At 69.9% G+C, this 13550-nt stretch carries 16 protein-coding genes; 12 read left to right on the plus strand and 4 right to left on the minus strand.

What is annotated here, in order from left to right; genetic code table 11:
• Positions 1 to 655: site-specific integrase (locus ACFHPP_RS25955; protein WP_437166145.1), on the plus strand; the 655-nt coding region annotated here is incomplete at its 5' end.
• A gap of 441 nt (positions 656 to 1096) precedes the next feature.
• Positions 1097 to 2071: a class I SAM-dependent methyltransferase gene (locus ACFHPP_RS25960; protein WP_437166178.1), complete on the plus strand. Its 975-nt coding sequence runs from the start codon at positions 1097 to 1099 to the stop codon at positions 2069 to 2071.
• Positions 2072 to 2243: 172 nt separating this feature from the next.
• Here ACFHPP_RS25960 and ACFHPP_RS25965 read toward each other — a convergent pair whose 3' ends face one another.
• The gene (locus ACFHPP_RS25965; RefSeq protein ID WP_437166146.1) at positions 2244 to 2834 is read right to left on the minus strand and encodes a hypothetical protein; all 591 of its coding nucleotides are present in this window, start codon (positions 2832 to 2834) and stop codon (positions 2244 to 2246) included.
• Between the two features lie 278 nt (positions 2835 to 3112).
• Between ACFHPP_RS25965 and ACFHPP_RS25970 the strand changes: the two genes are divergently transcribed.
• Both ACFHPP_RS25970 and ACFHPP_RS25975 read left to right on the plus strand, forming a co-directional pair.
• Positions 3113 to 3319: a cold-shock protein gene (locus tag ACFHPP_RS25970; RefSeq protein ID WP_430671584.1), complete on the plus strand. Its 207-nt coding sequence runs from the start codon at positions 3113 to 3115 to the stop codon at positions 3317 to 3319.
• Between the two features lie 431 nt (positions 3320 to 3750).
• Positions 3751 to 3951 (plus strand): hypothetical protein, encoded by a 201-nt coding sequence (locus ACFHPP_RS25975; protein WP_430671586.1) that lies wholly within the window; start codon positions 3751 to 3753, stop codon positions 3949 to 3951.
• Between the two features lie 46 nt (positions 3952 to 3997).
• Here ACFHPP_RS25975 and ilvD read toward each other — a convergent pair whose 3' ends face one another.
• Positions 3998 to 5854: a dihydroxy-acid dehydratase gene (gene ilvD, locus ACFHPP_RS25980; RefSeq protein ID WP_437166147.1), complete on the minus strand. Its 1857-nt coding sequence runs from the start codon at positions 5852 to 5854 to the stop codon at positions 3998 to 4000.
• A 124-nt stretch (positions 5855 to 5978) separates the two neighbouring features.
• Complete coding sequence (locus tag ACFHPP_RS25985) at positions 5979 to 7574, minus strand: hypothetical protein (RefSeq protein WP_437166148.1); 1596 nt, start codon at positions 7572 to 7574, stop codon at positions 5979 to 5981.
• A gap of 160 nt (positions 7575 to 7734) precedes the next feature.
• Here ACFHPP_RS25985 and ACFHPP_RS25990 point away from each other — a divergent pair, with 160 nt between their 5' ends.
• From ACFHPP_RS25990 to ACFHPP_RS26005, 4 genes are read left to right on the plus strand one after another with little or no spacing between them, the layout of a single operon-like run.
• Positions 7735 to 8166: a Tat pathway signal protein gene (locus ACFHPP_RS25990; RefSeq protein ID WP_437166149.1), complete on the plus strand. Its 432-nt coding sequence runs from the start codon at positions 7735 to 7737 to the stop codon at positions 8164 to 8166.
• 13 nt (positions 8167 to 8179) lie between these two features.
• Positions 8180 to 8839, plus strand: a complete 660-nt coding sequence (locus tag ACFHPP_RS25995) for a MotA/TolQ/ExbB proton channel family protein (RefSeq protein WP_437166150.1) — start codon at positions 8180 to 8182, stop codon at positions 8837 to 8839.
• On the plus strand, positions 8839 to 9258 hold the full coding sequence (locus ACFHPP_RS26000; RefSeq protein WP_437166151.1) for a biopolymer transporter ExbD: 420 nt from the start codon (positions 8839 to 8841) through the stop codon (positions 9256 to 9258). The genes ACFHPP_RS25995 and ACFHPP_RS26000 overlap by 1 nt, the downstream gene beginning before the upstream one ends.
• 4 nt (positions 9259 to 9262) lie before the next feature.
• Entirely contained in the window at positions 9263 to 10237 is a 975-nt protein-coding gene (locus ACFHPP_RS26005) for an energy transducer TonB (RefSeq protein WP_437166152.1), read from the plus strand.
• Between the two features lie 59 nt (positions 10238 to 10296).
• On the opposite strand, the gene ACFHPP_RS26010 is transcribed toward ACFHPP_RS26005, so the two are convergent.
• Positions 10297 to 11118 (minus strand): HpcH/HpaI aldolase family protein, encoded by an 822-nt coding sequence (locus tag ACFHPP_RS26010; protein ID WP_437166153.1) that lies wholly within the window; start codon positions 11116 to 11118, stop codon positions 10297 to 10299.
• Between the two features lie 74 nt (positions 11119 to 11192).
• On the opposite strand from ACFHPP_RS26010, the gene ACFHPP_RS26015 reads away from it, so the two are divergent.
• The 4 genes from ACFHPP_RS26015 to ACFHPP_RS26030 are packed head-to-tail and all read left to right on the plus strand — an operon-like array spanning position 11193 to position 13545.
• Entirely contained in the window at positions 11193 to 11528 is a 336-nt protein-coding gene (locus ACFHPP_RS26015; RefSeq protein WP_437166154.1) for an ArsR/SmtB family transcription factor, read from the plus strand.
• Positions 11525 to 11974, plus strand: a complete 450-nt coding sequence (locus ACFHPP_RS26020) for an SRPBCC family protein (protein WP_437166155.1) — start codon at positions 11525 to 11527, stop codon at positions 11972 to 11974. Before ACFHPP_RS26015 ends, ACFHPP_RS26020 begins: the two co-directional genes overlap by 4 nt.
• Complete coding sequence (locus ACFHPP_RS26025; RefSeq protein ID WP_437166156.1) at positions 11971 to 12456, plus strand: DUF1579 domain-containing protein; 486 nt, start codon at positions 11971 to 11973, stop codon at positions 12454 to 12456. The genes ACFHPP_RS26020 and ACFHPP_RS26025 overlap by 4 nt, the downstream gene beginning before the upstream one ends.
• A gap of 3 nt (positions 12457 to 12459) precedes the next feature.
• A complete protein-coding gene (locus ACFHPP_RS26030) occupies positions 12460 to 13545 on the plus strand; it encodes a WD40/YVTN/BNR-like repeat-containing protein (protein WP_437166157.1) in 1086 nt (361 codons plus the stop codon).
• Positions 13546 to 13550: the final 5 nt, after the last annotated feature.

Raw genomic sequence — 13550 nt, forward strand, 5'->3', positions numbered from 1 at the left:
TGAGCTTGAGGCGCTGTTCGGTTCCCCGTTGTTCCAGGGTGCGAAGAGCAAGCTGAGACCCTACGATTTGGGGGACTACCTCGTTGACGATTGGATGTTTTGGGCCCCGTTGATCGCGCTCTTCACCGGAGCCCGGATCGGCGAGATTGCCCAGCTTCGGCCAAATGATGTTCGCGTTGTCGACGGTCTGGCGGTGGTCGACATCAACGAGAACGGCGAAAAGACGCTCAAGAACCAGGGGACCGCGCGACTGATCCCGGTTCATGGTCGGCTTGTCGAGATCGGCTTGGTCCGGCTTGCTGCCCAGCAACAGGCCGTCAAGGCGCGGATGTTGCTGCCTGGAATACCTGGCCCGGTCCTCGGCGACCCTGGGAAGGCGCCCGGCGCGTGGATGAGTGAGCGGTTGCTCCCACGGCTCAACCTTAAGACTCGAAAAGGTCTCGGCTTTCACTCGCTGCGGCACACGTTGAAGACCTTGCTGCGCAACGTCCAAGTGCCAGACAGCATCTCCAACGAGCTGTGCGGGCATGATGACCGGGGCCGGAGCGGCGTGGGTGCGGGGTATGGCCGGGTCGAGGTCAGTGCGATGAAGGACGGGCTTGAGAAGATCTCCCTGCCCAAGGCGGTCGCGCTGATCAAGCCCCGCTGCATGTAGCCCCTAGCGCCCATGGAGGGCGCCAGAGAGGCTCAGGAGGGAACTGGCGCAATGGGGCGGTGTCGGTCTTCACCGGGCAGTCCTGGGGCGTCTGGAGTGGTCTACGCTGCACAGTCGACGCGCGTGACCAGCAGCTCCTGGCGGCGTCCGACAAGTTCCGGCGGGTGGGCAGCCGGCGCTCTTCCTGGATGTGCCCGTTGCGGCAGGTCTCACCGAGCACCAGGGGCAGCAGCGCCTGGCGGCCGGCCGAGGCGCTGAGGTTTGTCTAGATGGCACCCTCGGTCTGTAGCCAGATCACGCGGTAGGCCTCGGTCGAGATGGGGTGCGGCTCGACCCAGACCATGCCTCGTCGCACGTAATCGCTGGCCTGGCGTGCTAGATTGACTTAAGAGATGCGAAGAATTACTTATTTTTCTCTCAAGAGGGGGAAATGTCTTGCTGATGCTTACTCAGTGCATTGTCTGCTCGAGCCAGACCGAAGCCGAAATCGTCGCGACGCAGATCAAGGGGGACAGCCAGAACGTGCTGCGCGCCGTGCGTTGCGCCGCATGCGGCCATGTGCAGCTCAGTCCGCCCGAATATGACCTCGGTTTTTATGATGAAGATGGGCAAATCGAGAACGTCAAAAAATTCTACGGCACTCCGCCAGAGACCCTCTTCCGACACGCGATCATTGAGGCACGACTCAGGACGGAGCGGTTCGCCCGCCTGGGCCCGAAACTCGGCACGCCGGCCGCAGGGGAGCGACAGCGCCTTCTGGACGTTGGCGGCGGCTACGGCTTCTTCGGCGCGCAAGTCGCCTCGTCCAGCCCTGATACCGACGTAGTGGCGCTGGAACCGAGCGCCCGCCGCATCGAAATGGGGCGTGAGCGCATGCTGGCAGAAGGACTGCTACCAGATTCTGCCCTGGAGCGGCTGACCATGAGCCCCGGGCTTCTTGATGATGCCTATGCGGAGGCTCATGCGGGCAGCTTTGACGTCGTGACCATGTGGCACGTGCTAGAGCATGTGCCGCGCCCCGTTGAGTTGCTCAGGCTCTGTGAGCGCGTGCTGCACCCGACCCGGGGCGCGATCTGCATTGAGGTGCCCAATCTCGACGACGAACTCATGCGACGCTCAGAGGCCTTCCGAGCACGCTGGTTTATGATGGAGCACATCTCCTATTTCTCGCCGCAGGGACTCGCCGCTGTCGTCCGGCGAGCGCTGCCGAACGCCAGGATCGAAGTTCATGGCTATCAGCGCTATGGCATCTTCAACTACATGCACTGGATTGCCTTCAACGCCCCGCAGGGCGCCAATCCCGATCTCTTTGAGGGGACGGATCGCTGGTGGCTGGAGGCGTCTTGGCGCGCAGTGCGAGAACAGACGCTTTGCAGCGACGCGATCTACATGGTGATCCGACCCAGCGGCGCCTGAGCCGGCCTGCGCTACTGCCTTGACGATTGTCCGCGTTGGTCGCTTCCTGGTGGCCCGGTTGCCTTGGGTGCGGCACGTGGTGGCTTCACCCCACCGACCCTATGACGCCGCTGTCGCCGGCCTGGATGGATGCGATCCTGTCGAGGATTGGATGGGCCAGAACCAGACAGGGTCACCGCTCTGAGCCTACGCGGCGAGCGCCGAGGTGGCGGTTCGCGTCCAGGTCATCGAGGGTCATGGCATCGACGGAGTCGGCGTTGCGGCGGACGCCTTTGTCGAGGTTCTGGGAACAGCCTACCCGCTTGCCGTGGATCATCCCCTGGGGGCTCGGACCCTGACCCTCGGGGCGGCGGTATGTGGTGACGGCCGGCACGGGCGCGGCACTGACATTGGCATTGGCAGTGGCATGGGCCGCAGATGCCTCCGACCTGATGGACCACCACAGCCGAAGCTGGGCCTGGCAATCCCTCAGCCGTCGCTCCTGTGGCGCCCGGCGGGCAGCGAGATAAACCCGTGCGTCCAAATCGGCGGCGGTCGCAGTATCGACATAGCCGGCGTCCTGGCGGGCCTTGCGGTTCAGGTTCTCGGAACAGCCGATGCGCTTGCCGTGGATCGTCCCCTGAGGTCTGGGGCCCTCGCCATGGAGCTGGCCGTAGGTGCTGGCAGAGGGTTCGATGCCGCGGACGAACTCCGCGCCGACGACGGCGAAGCGTGGCCCTGGCGGCAGCAGCAGCCGCGGCGCGGCCTGGTCCAGCACAGCCATCGTTGAAAGCCACCCCCGGGGTTCCGCGCGAGGCGCGCAATTGCCGAGACTACCGACCTGCGGGACGCGCCACAATCACGCCCCCGGCGCCAGTCAAGCCCGATTTGGGTTGCAGAACAGGGGTCGAGGGCGCATATGTGTCTCCGTCAGCCTCGTTTGGTTCGGCCTGCTCTCCCAGCTCAAGATCGAGCGCCGAGCCCGCTGTCCGTCTCCCCTCCAGGTCTGATCCGCTCTGCGATCGTGCGGGGCGGCCTTTTGTTTCGAAGCGGAATACATCCATGGCTATCGGCACCGTCAAGTGGTTCAACGCGACCAAGGGCTACGGCTTCATCCAGCCGGAAGACGGCTCCAAGGACGTGTTCCTGCACATCTCCGACGTTCAGCGTTCGGGCCTGCAGGAGCCGCGTGAAGGCGACAAGCTGGAATACGAGCTGCAGCACGGCCAGCAGGGCAAGACCTCTGCCGGCAACCTGAAGCGCGCCTGATTCCGGAAGCAGGACGGCCCCGGCCGTCCTGACCCGACTGGCGGGAGGCCGGGTGCGGATGCACCCGCCTCTCCGCCACGACCATCCCGCTGCCCGACAGGGTAGCACAATCGGCCTGACGCGCTTCGGCGCTTCCGGCACCCAGATGAAGACGCGGGGCCGCGACACAACGCCGCCACCGCCCAAAGGACAACGTGCACTTCTCCAACGACCGAGTTTCGACCCAACTCTCCAACACCATCGGGTCCATCCAGCCGGCACAGCCGGCCACCACGCCGCGAGAGCCCATGGTTTCCGGCCTGTCCCGCGAAGATCTCCGCCGGATCGTACTGGACCTCATCGGCTGACCAAGGACGGCACGGCGCGCGCGGGCGGCCCGATCGTTCTGCCCGGCCCAGCCGGGACAAGCCTCGACCCGCAAGGAGCGCCCCATGCCGCCGAAGCACAGCTTCACCATCGGCCAGCACATCGAATTCGTGCCCGGCCGTTTCGACGGCTCCGCCCCCTCCGGTGCCTACACCGTCGTGCGGCAATTGCCGAACGACGCTTTGGACCGCGAGTACCGCGTGAAGAACTCCCGCGACGGGCATGAGCGCATCATCCGCGAAAGCCAGATGCGCCAGCGCGCCTGACGACCAGAAGACCCACTCCGGCCGATGGCGGAGAGGGTTTTTTGATTCAGCGGCGCCGCAACGTGGACAAGTCACGCACCGCGCCGCGCGCGGCGCTCGTCGCCATCGCCGCATAGGCGCGCAGCGCCGTCGAGACCATCCGCTTGCGCGGGCTCGCGGGCTGCCAGGCGGCCTCCCCCTTCGCCTCCATCGCCGCCCGGCGCCGCGCCATCTCGGCCTCGTCCACCGCCAGGTGGATGCGGCGGCTGGGGATGTCGATCTCGATGATGTCGCCATCCTCCACCAGCCCTATCGGGCCACCTTCCGCCGCCTCCGGCGACAGGTGCCCGATCGACAGGCCGGAGGACCCGCCGGAGAAGCGGCCATCGGTCACCAGGGCGCAGACCTTCCCGAGGCCCTTCGATTTCAGGTAGCTGGTCGGGTACAGCATCTCCTGCATCCCGGGCCCGCCACGCGGTCCCTCATACCGCACGACCACCACGTCGCCGGCCACCACGCGGCCGCCGAGGATGCCCTCCACCGCCGCATCCTGGCTCTCGAACACCTTCGCGGGCCCGGTGAAGGTCAGGATGGAGGCGTCGACGCCGGCCGTCTTCACGATGCAGCCATCGGCCGCGATGTTGCCCGCCAGCACCGCCAGCCCGCCATCCTGGGAGAAGGCATGCTCGCGGGACCGGATCACGCCGGCTTCGCGATCGGTGTCGAGGCTCTCCCAGCGCTCCGCCTGGCTGAACGCCACCTGGGTCGGCACGCCGCCGGGCGCCGCCATGAAGAAGTCGAGGACGGTGCCGCTGGCCGTTTGCATCACGTCCCATTGCCGAAGCGCCTCGGCCAGCGTCGGCGCATCGACGCGGCTCACGGACGTGTCGATCAGCCCGGCGCGGTCGAGCTCACCCAGAATCCCGAAAATGCCGCCGGCGCGGTGCACGTCCTCGACATGCACGTCGGCCACCGAAGGTGCCACCTTGCACAGCACCGGCACGCGGCGGGACAGGCGGTCGATGTCCACCATGCTGAAATCCACCCCACCCTCATGCGCCGCGGCCAGCAGGTGCAGCACGGTGTTGGTGGACCCGCCCATGGCGATGTCGAGCGTCATCGCATTCTCGAACGCCGTCCGCGTCGCGACCTCGCGCGGCAGCACGGAGAAGTCGTCCGTCTCGTAGTGCCGGCGCGTGATCTCGACGATGCGGCGCCCGGCTTCCAGGAACAGCCGCTTGCGGTCGGCATGGGTGGCCAGGACCGTGCCGTTGCCGGGCAGCGCCAGGCCCAGCGCCTCCGTCAGGCAGTTCATCGAATTGGCGGTGAACATGCCGGAACACGACCCGCAGGTCGGGCAGGCGGAGCGCTCGATGACGGCGACTTCCTCATCCGTCACGGAACTGTCGGCCGCGGCGATCATCGCGTCGATCAGGTCCACGCTGCGCTTCTTGCCGCGATGCACCACCTTGCCGGCTTCCATCGGGCCGCCGGAGACGAAGATGGTCGGCACGTTCAGCCGCATCGCCGCCATCAGCATGCCTGGCGTGATCTTGTCGCAGTTGGAGATGCAGACCATCGCATCGGCGCAATGCGCGTTGACCATGTACTCGACGCTGTCGGCGATCAGGTCGCGCGAGGGCAGGCTGTACAGCATGCCGTCATGGCCCATGGCGATGCCGTCATCCACCGCGATGGTGTTGAACTCCTTCGCCACGCCGCCGGCGGCCTCGATCTCCCGCGCCACCATCTGGCCAAGATCCTTCAGGTGGACGTGGCCCGGGACGAACTGGGTGAAGCTGTTGACCACGGCGATGATCGGCTTGCCGAAATCGCCGTCCTTCATCCCGGTGGCGCGCCACAGCCCGCGCGCGCCGGCCATGTTGCGGCCATGGGTGGTGGTGCGGCTGCGGTACTGCGGCATCGGATCGGTCCTGCATCACGATCGCCACGCGACAGGACGCCCGTATCGGGTGCCCAGCCATGGCGGGGGCCGCTTTCCTAGCTTCTTCCCCCGCGCAGGGCCAGACGGGGCGCGCCCGCGCGGCTCAGGCGAACCACAGCAGCCCGGTTCCGCCGACGCTGGTCTCGACCGGCAGCGGAAGCTCGGACCAGTCGCGCCCGGCCCAGGTGACGGATCCATCGATGACCTGGTCGCCATCGACATCGACATGCAGCGTGGCGCCCTGGAACCCGGCGGCGCCGGCGCTGTCGACGCGCAGGAAGGTGGAAACGCCCGGCTGCCAACCCCACACCGCCACCTCCTCCCCGGCGTCGAAATCGGTGATGGTCGACCAGGTCGGCCCCTCGCCCCGCAGGTCAAGGAAGAAGCGGTCCCAGCCGGCGCCGCCCGAGAGGAAGTTCGAGCCGGTGCCACCATCCATGACATCGTCGCCCTCGCCGCCGGCGGCCGCATCGTCGCCGCCGCCCAGCGCGATGAAGTCGTTCCCGGAGGTGCCGAGCGCCAGGTCCGCCGCCGCCGTCCCGGTCCATTGGTTGGCGATGCCCGCCACCGGTCCGGCATAGGTCGAGGACAGCCAGATGGTGCTGGTGTCGGTCGCGCTGACGGCCGATTCATCCACCACGGTGGTCGTCAGCGTGGTGGTGCCGCCATCCTGTCCGGACGAGGCATTCTCATAGGTCACGAGGCGTGCCACCGCGGCGACCTCCTCCGCCGTCAGCGGGCTCAGCGGCGTGGCGACGGTCGCCGTCACGTCGTCGATCATCAGCGTGCCGCCGAGATATTGCCCGCCGCTGGCATCGAAGGACCCGGCCACGAAGACGAAGCGATAGGAGCCGTCCTGCCCGGTGGCCAGGGTCAGCGTCTCCGTCGCCCAATCCGTCTCGGCCCCGCCGCTGCTGCCGGTCTCGTCGAGCAGGGTGATCGTGGCGCCGGTGTCGACGTTCAGCAGGTAGCCGAAGGCATCGTAGGCATCGCCGGTGCCGAGCGCCTTCCAGGCGAAGGCGACGCTGTCGCCCGCCGCCAGCACGATGGCGCTGTTGCTGTACACGGCGGGGCCGCGGATGACGCCGTAGGGCTGGTCGATGCGGAGCAACTCGGTATCCAGCTTCACCGAGAAATCGCCGGGCCCGACGCCGGACAGCGACGACAGCGTCGCCGTGGCGGCCGAACCGCTTGAGCCAGGGGTGCTGTTGTCGCCCGTGGTGTTGTCGCCGGGATAGGTGGCATCGACCGGCGTTGCCCAGCCGGCGATGGTCGCGACGCCGTCGAGCCGGATGCGTGCGGTCTCGGCGGTCCAGCCGGTGATGATGACGTCGCCATCCTCGCCCTGGTCGAAGCTGCCGTTCGCGAATCCTGAGCCGACGAAGTTGATGCGCAGCGCCGCACCGCCCTGCCCGTCCAGGGTGGCGTCGATGGCACCGATATCCTCCGCCCCCGTGCCCGTGCCGCGATACAGCGTGGTGCCGACGGCGGAGATGGCGCCCGCCGTCACGTCGGCGCTGCCGCTGGTGGTGAGGCCGAGCACCTGGCTCGAACCGCCACCGGACTCGAGCGTGAAGGTGAGCGAGCCGCCGCGATAGCTGGCACCGCCGGTCACCAGGGCCGCCGCATCGAGGACAACCGCGCCGGCCCCCTGCGCGTAGGAAAGGTCGGCCAGGGCGAGCTCGGTCGAAACGGACATTCTTGGTCTCCGGGGACAGGCGTTCTGGCTGCGTGCCGACCCTAGGAATCCCGGGACTAAGTGCCGGTTAATGCCGTTCAGGTTTCCCGCGCCCGCGACAACCGAGATTGCGAGTCATTCGCATTTGTGCCATGCAGCACCCGGATCGAGGACGTCCCGCATGGCTTCCAGCAAGCTCGCCATCATCGCGCTGACCCTTCTCGCGCTCTCCAGCCCCGCAGGGGCGGAGACGGTGCTGCCGCTCGAACTCAACCGGCTGGAGCCGGTGACGGGCGCGACCGAAGGCTGTCGCATCTGGATGGTACTGGCGAACGACGCGCCGGAGGCCACCGCCATCGCAAGCCTGCGGCTCGACCTGGTGGTCTTCGGCGCCGAGGGCCAGATCGCGCGCCGCGCCGCCGTGGAACTCGCCCCGGTCGGCGCCGGTCGCACCGCCGTGCGGCTGTTCGACCTGGCGGGCCTGGCCTGCGACCGCATCGGCCGCCTGCTGGTGAACGAGGTGCTGTCCTGCCGGATCGGCGGGACGGAAGTGGGGCACTGCGCGGACCTGATCCGGCCGTCCAGCCGCGCCGGCATCCGCTTCGGCCTGTAGAAGGAGACACGCGATGGACACCGCGCACGACCTTTCCCCGCTCGGCCTGTTCCTCGCCGCCGACTGGGTGGTCCGGGCTGTCATGCTGATGCTGGTGGTGGCCTCCGTCGCCGTCTGGGCGCTGGCACTGGACCGCGCGCTGCGCTTTCGCCGGTTGGCGCGGGATGCCCGGGCCCTGCGTCGCTTCGCCGAGGATGGCTCCCCGCCCGCCCGTGAAAATGCCTGGGCGGAGGTGCTGGTCGCGGCCGAGCAGGCGGCGCGCGAGGCCGCCGGCGAATCGCCCGGGGACCGCCGCCACCACATCGCCGGCGCGGCCCGGCTGGCGGTGACGGAGCGTACCGCCATGGCCCGGCGCGGCCTGCCGATGCTGGCCAGCATCGCCTCCACCGCGCCCTTCATCGGGCTGTTCGGCACCGTCTGGGGCATCATGAACGCCTTCACCGCCATCGCCGCCAGCGGCAACACCAGCCTGTCCGCGGTGGCACCGGGAATCGCGGAGGCGCTGTTCGCCACCGCGCTCGGGCTGGTCGCCGCCATTCCCGCGGCGCTCGCCTTCAACCGGCTGTCGGCCATGCTGGGCGAGGCGCGCGGCGCGGCCAACGGCGCGGCGGAACGCCTGGCCCGCCGGCTTGGCCTCGCCGGGTCCGGACGCGCGCGGATGGCGGCCGAGTGATGGCGTCCGGCACCCTGGAGGAGGATGGCGAGGACGACGCCATGCTGTCCGAGATCAACGTCACGCCCTTCGTCGACGTCATGCTGGTGCTGCTGATCGTCTTCATGGTGGCGGCGCCGATGATGATGGTGGGCGTGCCGGTCGATCTGCCGCGCGCCGCCCAGGCACCGGCGGCGCAGGTGACGCAGCCGCTGGTGGTGACGCTGGACCGCGCCGGCCGCGTCTTCATCGAGGAAGCCGAGGCCGACCCCGAGACGCTCGCCACCCGCCTGCGCCCGATGGCGGAGGCGGCGCCGGACCGGCCGGTGTACCTGCGGGCGGACCGCGCCCAGCCCTATGGCGAGGTGATGCGCATCCTGGCCGCGCTGGCCGCCGCCGGCTTCGGCCGCGCCTCCCTGATCGGCGAGGCGGCGCCCTAGGCCGATGCGTCACTCGCAAGCGGGAATCCATCCGGCTGCCTGGGGCGTGGCGCTGGCGCTGCATCTCGGCGTCGCCGCGGCCTTGATGCGCCCGGCCGCGCCGCCGGTGGTGGCGGGCGGCGGTGGGCTGCAGGTGGGGCTTTCCAGCGGCATGGCCGGTGGCGGCGGGATGACGGGCGCGGCCGCGCCGGACCTGTTGCAGGCGGCCGAGCCCCAGGCCCTGGCGCCGGCCCAGGCGGAGCCGGAGACGCTGGCCGCCGCGGAGCCCCCCACGGAACCTGCGGCCGAACCGCTGCCCCAGGCACCGGAGGCGGCGCCGCCGGATCTGACCCCGGCGCCGCCGCCGGACTTGCTGGCCGAGGCGCCACCGCCGGAAGCCCTGCAGGCCGCCGCGCGAATCCTGCCGCCCCCGCCACCACCCGAGGACCTCGCCACGCGCGAGCCCGCAACGGTCAAGGCGCGCGCACCGCTGCCGGCCCCGCCGCCCGCCGCCAGGACCGTCACACGTGCGGCGCCGGCGCCGCGCCCGGCGCCGCGCCAGGCCGCGCCTGCCGCCTCGCAAGGGCCGGCCACGGCAGGACCGCAGGCCTCGGGACCGACTGGGGCGAATACCGGCACGCCGGGCCCCGCACCCGGCCCGGCCGCGGCGGGCGCCGCCGGGCCCGCCGGTGCCGCGACCGGCCCGCGCCCGCTGCCCCCGGCCTATTCCGCCGCGCTGGTCCGCATCCTGCAGCGCAACCTGCGCTACCCGCCCAGCGCGCGCGACCAGGGCGTGGAGGGTACCGCCATGCTGCGCTTCACCATCGGCCGCGACGGCACGGTGCAGGCGGCGCAACTGCTGCGCGGCACCGGGTCCGCGCTGCTGGACCATGAGGCGCTGGCGCTGCTGCGCCGCGTCTCCCCCCTGCCCCGCCTGCCGGCGGATTTCCCGGATGCGCAGGTGGTGGTGACGGCGCCGGTCGGCTTCGTGATCCGCTGATCCGGTGCTCGGTCGCATTTCCCGAGTCGTCAGGCGTATCCGCCTGACTTGGAAATGCTCTACGGCAGGCCCGCGGCGCCCGGCGCATCCTCCGCCGCGTCGCCCAGCGCCGCCCGCGCCGTGCGGAAGCCCGCGGCCAGCGCCTCCCGCAGCACGATCACCTCATGGCCGATGCACAGGCAGCGGAAGCCGGCCCGCAGCGCCGCCGCGGCCTGCGCGCCATCGGCCGCCACCCAGCCGACCGGCTTGCCCGCCGCCTGCGCCGCCGCCCGCAAGCGCGCCGCCGCCGCCCGGTAGCGCGGATCCTCGAACCGGCCGGGGATGCCAAGGCTGTCGGACAGATCGAAATGGCCGAGCCACAGCAGGTCCAGCCCCGGCACCGCGGCGATCGCCTCGGCATTGGCGATGCCCGGCGCGCTCTCGACCAGCGCGATGGTCAGCACCGCCGCATTCGCCGCCGCCATCTTCGCGGCCGGATCGCCGCCGGCATAGGCATCATGCGCGACCGAGAAGACCAGGCCGCGCGTGCCCTCCGGCCGGTAGCGGCAGGCGGCGACCAGGGCGCGTGCCTGCTCCGCGGTCTCCACCAGCGGCATCATGATGCCGAGCGCGCCGGCATCCAGCACCGGCGGGATGAAATGCGCCAGCGCGGCCGGGATGCGCACCATCGGCACGATTCCGGCGGCGCGGGCGAAGGCGCATTGCGCCTTCACACCTTCGATCCCCAGGCCCGAATGCTCCATGTCCAGCAGCACGAATTCGGCGCCGGCGGCGGCGAGCGTCGGCGCCAGGCCCGGCGTGAAGAATTCGAAGGCCATGACGCCGAAGGCGGCCTCGCCGCGCCGCAGCTTGTCCCGGGTCGGATTGGTCACCAGCGCCATGCCCGCATGGTGATCCCGCTTCCGTGATGCTGGCAAGCTTGCCATGGGCACCCGGCACCGATAATGTAAACCACATGGTTAACTTTCAAGCCGCCCCCGACCTGGACCGCATCTTCGCCGCCCTGTCGGACCCCACCCGCCGTGCCCTGATCCAGCGCCTGGATGCGGAGGACGGGCTCTCGGTCAGCGAGTTGGCCCGGCCGCTGGCGATGTCCCTGCCCGCGGTGATGAAGCACCTGGATGTCCTGGAAGGCGCCGGGCTGATCGCGCGTCAGAAAACCGGCCGCACCGTCGCCTGCCGCCTGACCGCCGCGCCGATGGAGGACGCCATGGGGTGGCTCGCCCGCTACCAGCGCTTCTGGACCGAGAGCCTGGATCGCCTGGCTGCCGCCGTCGAGCGCGCGCCATGACGACGACGATCCCGAGCCTCACCCTGGTGCGCCGCATCAAGGCGCCACCCGCCCGCGTCTTCGCCGCCTGGACGCGGGCGGAGGTGCTGGCGCAGTGGTTCGGCCCGCACCACACGAAGGTCGAGCACGCCGAGGTCGATGCCCGCATCGGCGGCGGCTTCCGTATCCGCCTGATCGAGGACAATGGCGACCGCCACGAGGTCGGCGGCCGCTACATCGCCATCGAGCCCGAGCGCGAAATCGCCTTCACCTGGGCATGGGCCAGCATGCCGCAACGCGAAAGCCGCGTCACCGTGCGCTTCCGCGCGGTGGAGGGCGACACCGAGATCACCCTGACGCATGACCGCTTCGCCGATGCCGCCACCGCCACCCGGCATCGCCGCGGCTGGACGGAATCGATGCAGCGCCTGGACGCCCACTTCACCACGATGGAGACGACGCCATGATGGACGAGAAAGCCACGGCGGAACATCGCTGGCTGCAACGCCTGGTCGGCGAATGGACCAGCGAGGTGCAATGCATCATGGGCCCGGACCAGCCGACGATGACGATGCGCGGCCGCGAAAGCATCCGCCCGCTCGGCGAGTTCTGGGTGATCGGCACCGGGGAGGGCGAGATGCCCGGCGGCGGCACCGGCCACACCGTCATCACCCTCGGCTACGACGTGGCGAAGGGCCGCTTCACCGGCAATTTCGTCGGCTCCATGATGACCATGATGTGGCTCTACGACGGCGAACTCGATGCCGGGGGGACGGTGCTGACGCTGGACAGCGAGGGACCGGACATGGGCACGCCCGGCCGCACCGCGCACTACCAGGACATCATCGAGCTGCCGTCGCCCGACGAGCGCATCATGCGGTCGCGGATGCAGGATGCCGAGGGCCACTGGCAGCAGGTGATGACCGCGCGCTACCGGCGGGCGGGCTGAAGGATGGGCACGCGGGTCCTGCTGCTCATCGGCACGCGCAAGGGTGCCTTCATCCTGGAATCCGATGCGGCGCGGCAGGATTGGTCGCTGCGCGGGCCGCTCTGCGACACCTGGCCGATCAACCACGTGATCGCCGACCCGGCCTCGGGGCGCATCCACGCGGCCGGCGGCAATGAATGGTTCGGACCCGCAGTCTGGACCTCGCCGGATTTCGGCGAAAGCTGGACGCATTCCAGCGTCGGCCTCGCCTATCCGGCGGGCGAGACGCCGATCAGGACGGTGTGGTCGCTGGCCGCGGCGCATGGCGTGCTGCATGCGGGGGTGGAGCCGGCCGGGCTGTTCCGCAGCGAGGATGGCGGCGAGGGCTGGACCCATGTGGCAGGCCTGCGCGACCATCCCTCCCGCCCCGAATGGCAGCCGGGCGGCGGCGGGCTGATCCTGCACGGGCTGCTGCCGCACCCTGCGGACCCGGACCAGTTCTGGGTGGCGATCTCGACCGGCGGCGTGTTCCACACCGCCGATGGCGGCGCCACCTGGGCGCCGCGCAACCGCGGCACCCGGCAGGACTACGCGCCGGAGGACCAGCGCTTTCCGGAACATGGCCAATGCGTGCATTGCCTGGTGATGGCGCCCGGCCAGCCGGACCTGCTGTACCAGCAGAACCATTGCGGCATGTACCGCAGCGAGGATGGCGGCCGAAGCTGGACCAGCATCGAGGCCGGCCTGCCTTCCAGCTTCGGCTTCCCCGCCGCCGTGCATCCGCGCGACCCGGCCACGCTGTTCCTGCTGCCGCTGAACGGCGACCAGGCCGGGCGCTACGTGCCGGATGCGCGATGCGCGGTGTGGCGCACACGCGATGGCGGCCGGACCTGGCAGGATCTGCGCGCGGGGCTGCCGCAACAGGACGCCTATTTCGGCGTGCTGCGCCAGGCGATGGCGGTGGATACGCTGGACCGCGCCGGCGTCTATTTTGGCACCAGCGGCGGCGAGCTGTTCGCGAGTGCCGACGAGGGCGAGACCTGGTGCTGCATCGCGCGGCACCTGCCGGTGATCTCCTCGATCGAGACGCTGGTGCTGCCAGGCGGATGAGCAGC

Source organism: Falsiroseomonas sp. E2-1-a20 (genome assembly GCF_051433195.1).
Taxonomy (GTDB): Bacteria; Pseudomonadota; Alphaproteobacteria; order Acetobacterales; family Acetobacteraceae; genus Falsiroseomonas.